Raw genomic sequence first — 11,097 nt, 5'->3', positions numbered from 1 at the left:
GATCCACTCGGAAATCTGCGACGGATCCGCGATAAGGGTTTCGAGGAACTCACCCTCGTCGAGCTTGCTCTCTCCGGCCGTTAAGCCGCGGGCCAAATACAGGTCGATGAATTCGGTGGAGTAGGAAATCACCGGATGAATCCGCGTCAGGAAAAACCATTCGCGCGCCGTATAACCGGTTTCTTCTTGCAACTCGCGTTTCGCGCACGCGAGTTCGCTCTCATTCGGATCGAGCTTGCCGGCGGGAAATTCGAGCAGGACCTTGGCGATCGGATATCGATACTGCCGTTCAAGCAGCACACGTCCGTCATCAAACAGCGGCAGGATCATCACGGCGCCCGGATGTTCGACGAACTCGCGCGTCGCGTGCTTGCCGTCGGGCAGTTCGACCGTATCGATCTTGAGCGTGAGGAACTTGCCCCGATGCAACAATTTGCTCTCGACTGTCTTCTCGATCAAGCCATCGTCGGAATCAGGGAAATCGAGAGATTGGTCAGCCATCGTGCACCTTGAGAGAGACGCGCTAAATAAAGTTAAACGCGAGGATCAAGCCACGACGGCAATCGCCGTCAGCGGCGCTTGACGAGATACTGGAACGCAAAGCCGGGGAACGCGAGCACCACGAACAAGCTGAAGGTCACGGCGTAAAACTGCCAGCCCTGCTCGAAGCGGTTGCCTGCACGCGCCTCAAGCATAAAGCCGAGCGCGCCCACGACAAAATAAAGCACGATCAATTCCGCGATGCGGATCCAGCCGTTTTTCTTCGTCGTCTTGAGTGGCGCGACGGAGAAAAGACGCTGATTCACGAACGGGAGGTTGGCGCCGACCAGCGCCAACAACACGATAAACCAGCCCGCTGCCGACATTACAACTGGAACGGCAGGGTGTGCGTGATCGCTGCCAGGCAGGCGTTCATCAACGGTCCGGGGACAATGCCGAGCACCAGCACAGCCAGGCCGTTGAACGCGAGCAGCGCGCGCTTCAGGTTGTCCGCGACGATCGGCGATGTATCGGTCGGTGCATCGAAGTACATCAGCTTGACGATACGCAGGTAGTAGAACGCACCCACCAGCGACGACAGCACCGCCAGCACCGCAAGCCACGTCAGCCCGGCGTTCATGGTGGCCTCGAGCACGGCGAGCTTCGCGTAGAAGCCGACCATCGGCGGAATGCCGGCGAGCGAGAACATCATGATCATCATCACGAACGCGAACACCGGGCTACGCTGGTTCAGGCCCTTGAAGTCATCGAGCGTTTCCGCTTCGAAGTCCTTGCGTGCCAGCAGCATCACCATGCCGAAGGTGCCGAGCGTGGTCATCAAATAGATGATGCTGTAGAACATCGCCGAGCTATAGGCGTTCGCCGCGCCGTCAGCCTTACCGTCGACCACGCCAGCCAGCATGCCGAGCAGCACGAAGCCCATGTTCGAGATAGCCGAGTACGCCAGCATCCGCTTGATGTTCTTTTGGACGATACCGGTCACGTTACCCACGATCAGCGACAACGCGGCCAGGATCACCAGCATCTCTTGCCAGTCCACCGCCAGCGGCAGCAGCGCCATCACCAGGAAACGCAGGCCCCACGCAAACGCCGCAGCCTTCGGGCCTCCGCCGGTGAGCAGAGTCATCGCAGTCGGCGCACCTTGGTACACGTCAGGCACCCACATGTGGAACGGCACCGCGCCCATCTTGAACGCCACGCCCGCCACCACGAAGATCACGCCGAACAGCAGGACTGCGTCGTTGATGCGGCCGGTTGCGATCGCCTTCGCCACTTCGTTCAGTTCCAGCGAGCCGGTCGCGCCGTACAGCATCGAGATGCCGTAGAGCAGGAAACCCGAAGCGAGCGCGCCAAGTACGTAGTACTTCATCGCGGATTCGTTGGCTTGCGGCGAATCCTTGCGCAACGCGATCACTGCGTACAACGACAGCGACATCAGTTCCAGGCCGAGATACAGCGTCAGGAAGTTGTTGCCCGAAATCATCACGCACTGGCCGAGCAGCGAGAACAAACCGAGCAGGAAGAAGTCACCGCGGAACAGGTCGCGATCTTCAAGATACTTGCGCGAATAGATGATCGATACCGCGAAGCCGAGCGTCACGACCGCTTTCATCGCGCTCGCAAACGGGTCGACCACGTACATGCGCGTGAAGTAGTAATGCGGCGTGGGATCGAGCGCCTGGAAGGCGAACCACACACCGACCACAATGGCCGATACAACCGAAATCAGGTAGGTCGTATGACGGCTCTTCGGACCGAAGATGGTGTCGTTCAACCAGGCCACGACGACCATCAGCATCAACAGTCCATCGGGTAACAGGGCACTCATGGGGGCGTTTTGCATGATCTTTTATTTCCTCCGCACGCGTTACTGGGCCAGCGGCAGTTTGGACTGCGCGACGTGGGAGAGGAGATTTTCTACGGATGCGTGCATCACGTCGGTGAACGGCTTCGGATACAGGCCCATGTACAGCGTGAACACGCCAAGCACGGCGAGCATGAAGAATTCGCGCTTGTTGATGTCTTTGAGCTTCGCCACGTGATCGTTCGCTATCCCGCCGAAGTGCACACGCTTGTACATCCACAGCGTGTACGCCGCGCCGAGAACCAGCGTGAAGGTCGCCAGGAAACCGATCCAGAAGTTGAACTTCACGGCAGCCAGGATGACCATGAATTCACCGACGAAACCCGAGGTACCCGGCAAACCGCAGTTGGCCATCGCGAACAACATGGCGAACGCGGCGAACTTCGGCATCACGTTTACCACGCCGCCGTAGTCCGCGATCCGACGCGAATGCATGCGGTCATACAGCACCCCGATGCACAGGAACATGGCGCCCGAGACAAAGCCGTGCGAGATCATCTGGATGATCGCGCCTTCCATGCCGAGCGTGCTGAAGATGAAGAACCCGAGCGTGACGAAGCCCATGTGCGCAATCGACGAATACGCCACCAGCTTCTTCATGTCTTCCTGCACCAGCGCCACGAAGCCAATGTAGATCACCGCGATCAAGGACAACGTGATCACCACCGGCGCCAGGAAATGGCTGGCGTCAGGCGCGATAGGCAGCGAGAAGCGGATAAAACCGTACGCACCCAGCTTCAGCATGATCGCGGCCAGCACGACCGAGCCGCCCGTCGGCGCTTCCACGTGGGCGTCAGGCAACCACGTGTGGACCGGCCACATCGGCACCTTCACGGCGAAAGCCAGGAAGAAGGCGATGAACAGCAGCACTTGCGGCGTGAAGCCGATCTTCAATGCGTGCCACGTGGCGATGTCGAACGTGTGCGTCTGCGTGTACAGGTACAGCAACGCGATCAGCATCAGCAGCGAGCCCATCAGCGTGTACAGGAAGAACTTGAACGCGGCATAGACCCGGTTCGCGCCACCCCACACGCCGATGATGATGTACATCGGGATCAGCGTCGCTTCGAAGAAGACGTAGAACAACATGCCGTCGGCGGTCGAGAACACGCCGATCATGAGGCCCGACAAGATCAGGAACGCGGCCAGGTACTGCGCCACGCGCACCGTGATGACTTCCCACGCGCTGATGATCGTGATCACCGTGATCAACGCGGTCAACACGACGAACCACATGGAAAGGCCGTCGACGCCCAGGTGATACGAGATGTTGAAGCGATCGATCCAGACCGCCTTCTCTTCGAACTGCAGCGCGGCCGACGAGTTGTCGAAGCCGGTAATCAGCGGAATGGTGACGATCAGCCCAAGAATGGAGCCGATCAATGCAAGCCAGCGCGACGGGCCCGGATTGCTGTCATTGCCTATTGCCAGTACAAGGATGCCGACAATGATCGGCAACCAGATCGCGAGACTAAGAATGGGTAAAGAGTGCATAGATAGGTGTCCCCGCCTTATTTGCCGCCGAGCGTTACAAACAGGGTCAAGAGCCCCAACATGCCAATGATCATGGCGAACGCGTAGTGATAGATGTAACCGGATTGAAGGAAGCGAATCACACCGGCAAACCAGCCGACGAACTTCGCGAGGCCATTGACGATACCGTCGATAACGGCCACGTCACCCTCTTTCCAGAGTCCGCGGCCAATGGCGACCGCGCCTTTTGCAAATACCACGTCATTGATCTTGTCGAGGTAGTACTTGTTGTCGAGCAAGTTATAGATCGGCAGGAAGCGTTGCTTGATCACGCCCGGCAGATCCGTACGCTTCCAGTACAGGAACCACGACACCACCACGCCCGCGAGCGCCAGCCACACCGGCAAGCCTTCGACTGAATGAAGGCCCATCGCGAACCAGCCATGGAATTCCTCGCCCATCTCCTGCAGCCCCGGATGGTTGGCGCCGATCTCTATTACCTTGTCGAACACCACGCCGTGCGCGAAGAAATCGCCGAACAACATCGGGCCGATCGCAATCGCACCGATGATCACCGACGGAATCGCCAGCAAGACCAGCGGCAGCGTGATGACCCACGACGTTTCATGCGGAACGTGCTCGTGGTGACCATGACCATGATCGTCATGACCGTGTGAATCGTGTCCATGCGCGTCATGTGCATGCGCAGCCGCTTCGATAGCCATCGGGCTTTCCGGATGCTTCGGACCGCGGAAGCGCTCCTTGCCGTGGAAGACCATGAAGTACATACGGAACGAATACAGCGCCGTGACGAACACGCTTGCCACCACTGCGAAATACGCGAACCCCGAGCCGGCGATGTGCGACGCCTTCACTGCGTCGATGATCGAATCTTTCGAGTAGAAGCCCGAGAAGAACGGCGTACCAATCAGCGCGAGCGAACCAATCAGCGACGTGATCCACGTGATCGGCATGTATTTACGCAGGCCGCCCATGTTGCGCATGTCCTGGTCGTGGTGCATGCCGATGATCACCGAACCCGCGCCGAGGAACAGCAGCGCCTTGAAGAACGCATGCGTAGCCAGGTGAAACACGGCTACCGGGTAAGCGGAGACGCCAAGCGCCACCGTCATGTAACCGAGCTGCGAGAGCGTGGAGTAAGCCACCACGCGCTTGATGTCGTTCTGCACCACACCCAGAAAGCCCATGAACAGCGCCGTGATCGCGCCGATCACCGTCACGAACGACAACGCCGAATCCGACAATTCGAACAGCGGCGACATCCGCGTGACCATGAAAATACCGGCCGTCACCATGGTTGCCGCGTGGATCAGCGCCGAGATAGGCGTCGGGCCTTCCATGGAGTCCGGCAGCCACACGTGCAGCGGGAACTGCGCCGACTTACCCATCGCGCCGATGAACAGGCAGATACAGGCAACGGTCAGCAGACCCCAGTCGGTGCCCGGGAACGTCATGCCGGCCAGCGCGGTACGGTGAGCGAACACATCGCCGTAGTTCAGCGAACCCGCAAACGCCAGCAACAAGCCAATGCCGAGCAGGAACCCGAAGTCACCCACGCGATTCACAATGAACGCCTTCATGTTCGCGTAGATGGCCGTCGGACGGGTGTAGTAGAAGCCGATCAGCAGGTACGACACCAGACCCACCGCTTCCCAGCCGAAGAACAGCTGCAGGAAGTTGTTGGCCATCACGAGCATCAGCATGGAGAACGTGAAGAGCGAGATGTACGAGAAGAAACGCTCGTAGCCCACTTCCTCGTCGGCCATGTAGCCGATCGTGTAGATGTGCACCATCAGGGAGACGAAGGTGACGATCACCATCATCATCGCGGTGAGCGAGTCGACCAGGAAGCCGATCTCCATCTTCAGCGGCCCGACCGTCATCCATTCGTAGATGGTCGCGTTGAAGCTCGCGCCCTGCATCACGTCCACCAGGACGAAACACGAGAGGACGAACGAGATCATCACGCCGAGGATCGTGATGCGGTGCGAAGACTTGCGCCCGATCTTCCAGCCGAACAGCCCGGCGATCAGCGAACCGGCAAGTGGCGCCAGCGCAATCGTGAGCAGAAGGTTTTCATTGAGTGTCGTGGACATATCTGTCTTGCCTGAAATTAACCTTTGAGCTGATCGAGGTCTTCGACGTTGATCGTGTCGAGACTGCGGAACAATGTGACCAGGATAGCGAGGCCGATTGCGGCTTCAGCCGCCGCGACCGTCAGCACGAAGAACACGAAGATCTGTCCGTGGATGTCGCCGAGATAATGCGAGAAGGCGACGAAGTTCGTGTTGACCGCCAACAGCATCAATTCGATTGCCATCAGGATGATGATCACGTTACGTCGATTCAGAAAGATGCCGACGATGCTGATCGCGAACAGGATCGCGCCAAGCACGAGGTAATGGGCAAGACTCAACATGATTGTTTTTCTCCTCAGCCTTTGTTGTCGACCGTACCGGCGCCGGCATTGCCGGTCACAGGCGGTTGGGTCGCGGCATCCGGCGCTTCGGTTTCGGACTTCATCTTGACGATCCGAACGCGATCTTGCGCACGCACCTTGACCTGGTCGCTGATGCGCTGGCGCTTGCTGTCCTTCTTCTCGCGAACGGTCAGCGAGACGGCCGCGATGATCGCCACCAGCAGGATCAGGCCGGCGATTTCAAACGCGAATATGTAGTCGGTGTAGATGACCTTGCCGATCAGCTGCGAGTTCGACATCACGTCGTTCGGGCCTACGCCGGAACCCACGCCATTGACCAACATCGCGTCGCGCACCGGCGTAACCGTCGCGCCGTAACCGTGCCAAAGGATCAGCGCGGTTTCTATGATGATGATCGCGCCCACGATGCTGGCTATGGGCACGAACTTCTTGAAGTCGCCATGCAGCACGTCGAGGTTGATATCCAGCATCATCACCACGAACAGGAACAGCACCATCACCGCGCCGACGTAGACGAGAACCAGCAGAATGGCGAGGAATTCGGCTTCGAGCAGCATCCAGATCGCGGCCGCGTTGAAGAACGCGAGCACGAGGAACAAGGCGGACGCCACCGGATTGCGCGAAGTGATCACCTTCAGCGCCGAGACAACCAGCAGCAGCGCGAAGATGTAAAACAGTACGGTCGTGAATTCCATGATTACCGGTTCATCGTTAGGCTTTGTGTTTTGACACAAGCACGCCGGGTTGCGTTTTTTTCAAGAACACAACCACCAACCTTGGCGCGCGGGCCGGAACAGCAGGTCAATTCAAATGCAGGAACAGCAAGGGGCGCGGCGATGTTCAGCTATGTGCCCCGCTTCGCTTTACCGCGTCTTACCGATACGGTGCATCAGCCGCCTTCGCAGCAGCAATCTCCGTTTCATAACGGTCGCCCACTGCGAGCAGCATGTCTTTCGTGAAATACAGGTCGCCACGCTTCTCGCCGTGATACTCGAGGATGTGCGTTTCAACGATCGAGTCAACCGGGCAGCTTTCTTCGCAGAAACCGCAGAAGATGCACTTGGTCAGGTCGATGTCGTAGCGCGTGGTACGGCGTGTGTTGTCAGCGCGCGTTTCCGATTCGATCGTGATCGCGAGCGCGGGGCACACGGCCTCGCACAGCTTGCAAGCGATGCAGCGTTCTTCGCCATTTTCGTATCGGCGCAATGCATGCAGGCCACGGAACCGCGGAGAGATCGGCGTCTTCTCTTCCGGGAACTGAACCGTGATCTTGCGCTGGAACAGGTAACCACCCGTCAGCGCCAGACCCTTCAGCAACTCGGTCAGGAAAAACGTTTTAAAGAAATTCTGTAATGCGTTCATGGTTATTTCATCCGCCCATTATTTCCAGATGTTCAGCGGCGACATGATCCAGAACCCGACCACGACCACCCACACCACCGACACCGGCAGAAAGATTTTCCAGCCGAGACGCATGATCTGGTCGTAGCGATAACGCGGGAACGTCGCACGAGCCCAGATGAACACCGACAGCAGGAAGAAGATCTTCAGCACGAACCAGAAAATGCCCGGGATGAAGGACAGGAAACCAAACGGTGCACTCCAGCCGCCGAGGAACAGCGTGGTGGCGATCGCCGAGATCACGATCATGTTGATGTATTCGGCGAGGAAGAACAGCGCGAACGCCATGCCCGAATAATCGATCATGTGGCCCGCGACAATCTCCGACTCGCCTTCCACCACGTCGAACGGGTGACGGTTCGTTTCAGCAATGCCCGACACGAAGTACACGACGAACATGGGCAGCAGCGGCAACCAGTTCCACGAGAGGAAGTTGATGCCCCAGCCCGCGAAGATGCCATGTTCCTGCGACACCACGATGGCCGACATATTCAGGCTGCCCGTGACCATCAGCACGACGACGAGCGCGAAGCCCATCGAGATTTCGTACGACACCATCTGCGCTGCCGCGCGCATTGCACCAAGGAATGCGTACTTCGAGTTCGACGCCCAGCCGGCGAGAATCACGCCGTACACGCCGACGGACGAAATCGCCATCACGTAAAGCAAACCGGCGTTGACGTCGCCGAGCACCGCTTTCGCCTGGAACGGGATCACCGCCCACACCGCAAACGCGGGCACCACGGTCATGATCGGCGCGATCAGGTAGATCCAGCGGTTGGCTTGCGTCGGCTGAATCACTTCCTTCAGCAAAAGCTTCAGCACGTCGGCGATCGGCTGCAACAGCCCGAGCGGACCCACGCGATTCGGGCCGAGACGCACGTGCATCCAGCCGATGAGCTTGCGTTCCCACAGAATCAGGTACGCCACGCACAGCAGGATCACTACCGAGACCACGAGAATGCGGACTAACGCCCACACCGTCGGCCAGGCGACGCCGAGAATCTGCGTCCCGCCTGCGTTGATCGTATCGAACAAGCCCATTTACGCCTTCTCCACTACCAGTTCACCGAACAGAGCCCCGAGCGCTGCACCGGCCGACGTTCCCGCCGATACACGCACCACGCTTTCCGCCAGATTCGCATCGCGAACCGCCGGCAGGACCACCGTGAGATCGCCTTGGGCGACACGCACTGCATCGCCATTCTTCAGACCGAGTTTCTCGAACAGCGACGTCGGCAGCGCAACCACGTTCGCGTCGCGCGCAGCAGCCGTCAGATGTAGCGATTCAGCGCGGCGCGACAATGCGTCGGCGTGATAGATCGGCGTGTCGGCGAGACGTTCGTAGCTGCCTTCTTTCACTGCAGCCGCTTTCGCGACAGCCTTGATTGCCACGTTTGTCTTGTTCGACAGACGCGACGTCAGATCGCCCGTGCCCAATGCGGCGTCGCGGACTTCTTCGGCGGTATCGAATTCGAAACCCTTCAAGCCGAGGATGCTGCCCAGCACGCGCAGTACTTTCCAGCCCGGACGCGTTTCGCCCAGCGGACGCACCACGCCGTTGAACGTCTGCGCGGTACCTTCAGCGTTGACGAACGTGCCCGACGTTTCCGTGAACGGCGCGATCGGCAGCAGCACGTCGGCGTAATCGGCACCGTGCTTGAACGCCGACAACGCGACAACCATTTCCGCCTGCTTCAATGCAGCGAACGCTTGAGCGGGGTTGGCGGTATCGAATGCCGGTTCGACGTTGAACAGCACGTAGCCCTTGCGCGGCTGCTCGAATACTTCACGTGCGTTCAATCCGCCTTCGCCCGGCAGTGCATCGACGAGATGCGCGCCAACCGTATTGGCCGCTTCCGTCAGATAACCCAGCGTAGCGCCCGTGTTGTCCGCGATCCACTGGCACACGGCCTGGATCTGCGCAAACTGCGGATGCTGAACCGCGCTGTTGCCGAGCAACACCACGCGCTTTTCACCCGCCGACAACGAAGCGGCAATGTCTTTCGCCGCCGCCGACGCTTCGTGTGAAGCGAACGCTTCCGGCACTGCGACGCCACGTGCTTCGGCAACCGCCGCAGCCAGACTGCCGAGGCGGTCGAGCCATTCCGACGGCGCCGCAACCACGCGATGCGCAGCAGGGATCAGCGAGTCGTCATTCGTCGCGTTAAGGAACGTGAGCATCGCCCCGCTCTTTGCGGCCTGACGCAAGCGTGCAGCGAACAGCGGATGATCGCGACGCAGGAACGAACCGACGACAAAAGCCGTATCGATATTCGTCAGGTCTGCGATCTTCATGCCGAGCCACGGCGCGCTGTCCGAAACGGGCGCCGAAAAGTCGCTCTGACGCAGACGGAAGTCGACGTTCGGTGACCCCACGCCGTCAGCGAATTGCTTCAGCAGATACAGTTCTTCGACGGTGCTATGCGGCGTAGCCAGGGCAGCGATCTGATTCGCGCCGTGATCGGCCGTTATGCCCTTGATACCCTTCGCCACGTATTCCAGCGCCGTTTGCCAGTCGGTCTCGATCCACTTGCCGCCTTGCTTGAGCATAGGCTGCGTGAGACGTTCGTCGCTGTTCAGCGATTCGTACGAGAAGCGATCCTTGTCCGAGATCCAGCATTCGTTGATGGCTTCGTTTTCCATCGGCAGAACGCGCATCACGCGGTTGTTCTTCACTTGCACGACCAGGTTCGCGCCGACGGAATCATGCGGGCTGATCGACTTGCGGCGCGACAGCTCCCACGTACGGGCGCTGTAGCGGAACGGCTTGCTCGTCAACGCGCCAACCGGGCACAGGTCGATCATGTTGCCCGACAGTTCCGAGTCCACGGTCTTGCCAACGAACGACGTGATTTCCGAATGCTCGCCACGACCCAGCATGCCGAGTTCCATGACGCCGGCCACTTCCTGACCGAAACGGACGCAACGCGTGCAGTGAATGCAACGCGTCATCTCTTCCATCGAGATCAGCGGTCCGACGTTCTTGTGGAACACCACGCGCTTTTCTTCGTTGTAGCGCGATTGCGACTTGCCGTAACCCACGGCCAGATCCTGCAACTGACATTCGCCGCCCTGATCGCAGATCGGGCAATCGAGCGGGTGATTGATCAGCAGGAATTCCATCACAGACTGCTGCGCCTTCACAGCCTTGTCCGATTTCGTGCGCACGATCATGCCCGCCGACACCGGCGTGGCACAGGCGGGAACCGCCTTCGGCATTTTCTCGACTTCGACCAGGCACATCCGGCAGTTCGCCGCGATCGACAGCTTCTTGTGATAGCAAAAGTGAGGAATGTATGTATCGACCTTATGCGCAGCCTGGATCACCATGCTGCCTTCAGGCACTTCTACACTTTTGCCGTCGATTTCTAGTTCAACCATAATGGGGAATGGT

Annotated in this window: 10 protein-coding genes; all 10 read right to left on the bottom strand. The window is 59.1% G+C overall.

What is annotated here, in order from left to right; all coding sequences use genetic code 11:
• Positions 1–501, bottom strand: a 501-nt coding sequence (locus FH08_RS0123365; RefSeq protein ID WP_031360682.1) for an NUDIX domain-containing protein, incomplete at its 3' end; no start/stop codon positions are given.
• Between the two features lie 68 nt (positions 502–569).
• The gene (locus FH08_RS0123360) at positions 570–866 is read right to left on the bottom strand and encodes a DUF2818 family protein (RefSeq protein WP_031360681.1); all 297 of its coding nucleotides are present in this window, start codon (positions 864–866) and stop codon (positions 570–572) included.
• The gene (gene nuoN, locus FH08_RS0123355) at positions 866–2,344 is read right to left on the bottom strand and encodes an NADH-quinone oxidoreductase subunit NuoN (RefSeq protein WP_035566978.1); all 1,479 of its coding nucleotides are present in this window, start codon (positions 2,342–2,344) and stop codon (positions 866–868) included. The genes FH08_RS0123360 and nuoN overlap by 1 nt, the downstream gene beginning before the upstream one ends.
• Before the next feature lie 24 nt (positions 2,345–2,368).
• Positions 2,369–3,859: an NADH-quinone oxidoreductase subunit M gene (locus FH08_RS0123350; protein ID WP_031360679.1), complete on the bottom strand. Its 1,491-nt coding sequence runs from the start codon at positions 3,857–3,859 to the stop codon at positions 2,369–2,371.
• Between the two features lie 17 nt (positions 3,860–3,876).
• Positions 3,877–5,955 (bottom strand): NADH-quinone oxidoreductase subunit L, encoded by a 2,079-nt coding sequence (gene nuoL, locus FH08_RS0123345; protein ID WP_031360678.1) that lies wholly within the window; start codon positions 5,953–5,955, stop codon positions 3,877–3,879.
• A 17-nt stretch (positions 5,956–5,972) separates the two neighbouring features.
• Positions 5,973–6,278 (bottom strand): NADH-quinone oxidoreductase subunit NuoK, encoded by a 306-nt coding sequence (gene nuoK, locus FH08_RS0123340; RefSeq protein ID WP_031360677.1) that lies wholly within the window; start codon positions 6,276–6,278, stop codon positions 5,973–5,975.
• A gap of 14 nt (positions 6,279–6,292) precedes the next feature.
• Positions 6,293–6,994 (bottom strand): NADH-quinone oxidoreductase subunit J, encoded by a 702-nt coding sequence (locus FH08_RS0123335; RefSeq protein WP_031360676.1) that lies wholly within the window; start codon positions 6,992–6,994, stop codon positions 6,293–6,295.
• A gap of 178 nt (positions 6,995–7,172) precedes the next feature.
• On the bottom strand, positions 7,173–7,661 hold the full coding sequence (gene nuoI / locus FH08_RS0123330) for an NADH-quinone oxidoreductase subunit NuoI (RefSeq protein WP_031360675.1): 489 nt from the start codon (positions 7,659–7,661) through the stop codon (positions 7,173–7,175).
• An 18-nt stretch (positions 7,662–7,679) separates the two neighbouring features.
• On the bottom strand, positions 7,680–8,744 hold the full coding sequence (gene nuoH / locus FH08_RS0123325; RefSeq protein ID WP_031360674.1) for an NADH-quinone oxidoreductase subunit NuoH: 1,065 nt from the start codon (positions 8,742–8,744) through the stop codon (positions 7,680–7,682).
• The gene (nuoG, locus tag FH08_RS0123320) at positions 8,745–11,084 is read right to left on the bottom strand and encodes an NADH-quinone oxidoreductase subunit NuoG (RefSeq protein WP_031360673.1); all 2,340 of its coding nucleotides are present in this window, start codon (positions 11,082–11,084) and stop codon (positions 8,745–8,747) included. It abuts the gene before it with no gap.
• Positions 11,085–11,097 lie beyond the last annotated feature (13 nt).

The sequence above is a fragment of the Caballeronia sordidicola genome (genome assembly GCF_000729995.1).
GTDB classification, from domain to species: Bacteria; Pseudomonadota; Gammaproteobacteria; order Burkholderiales; family Burkholderiaceae; genus Caballeronia; species Caballeronia sordidicola_A.
This window is presented reverse-complemented; position numbering and strand designations above follow the sequence as displayed.

Coding starts and splice junctions, on each gene's coding strand:
- nuoK (WP_031360677.1), bottom strand. CDS start 6,278: ATGTTGAGTCTTGCCCATTACCTCGTGCTTGGCGCGATCCTGTTCGCG.
- nuoH (WP_031360674.1), bottom strand. CDS start 8,744: ATGGGCTTGTTCGATACGATCAACGCAGGCGGGACGCAGATTCTCGGC.
- FH08_RS0123335 (WP_031360676.1), bottom strand. CDS start 6,994: ATGGAATTCACGACCGTACTGTTTTACATCTTCGCGCTGCTGCTGGTT.
- nuoN (WP_035566978.1), bottom strand. CDS start 2,344: ATGCAAAACGCCCCCATGAGTGCCCTGTTACCCGATGGACTGTTGATG.
- FH08_RS0123350 (WP_031360679.1), bottom strand. CDS start 3,859: ATGCACTCTTTACCCATTCTTAGTCTCGCGATCTGGTTGCCGATCATT.
- nuoL (WP_031360678.1), bottom strand. CDS start 5,955: ATGTCCACGACACTCAATGAAAACCTTCTGCTCACGATTGCGCTGGCG.
- FH08_RS0123360 (WP_031360681.1), bottom strand. CDS start 866: ATGTCGGCAGCGGGCTGGTTTATCGTGTTGTTGGCGCTGGTCGGCGCC.
- nuoI (WP_031360675.1), bottom strand. CDS start 7,661: ATGAACGCATTACAGAATTTCTTTAAAACGTTTTTCCTGACCGAGTTG.
- nuoG (WP_031360673.1), bottom strand. CDS start 11,084: ATGGTTGAACTAGAAATCGACGGCAAAAGTGTAGAAGTGCCTGAAGGC.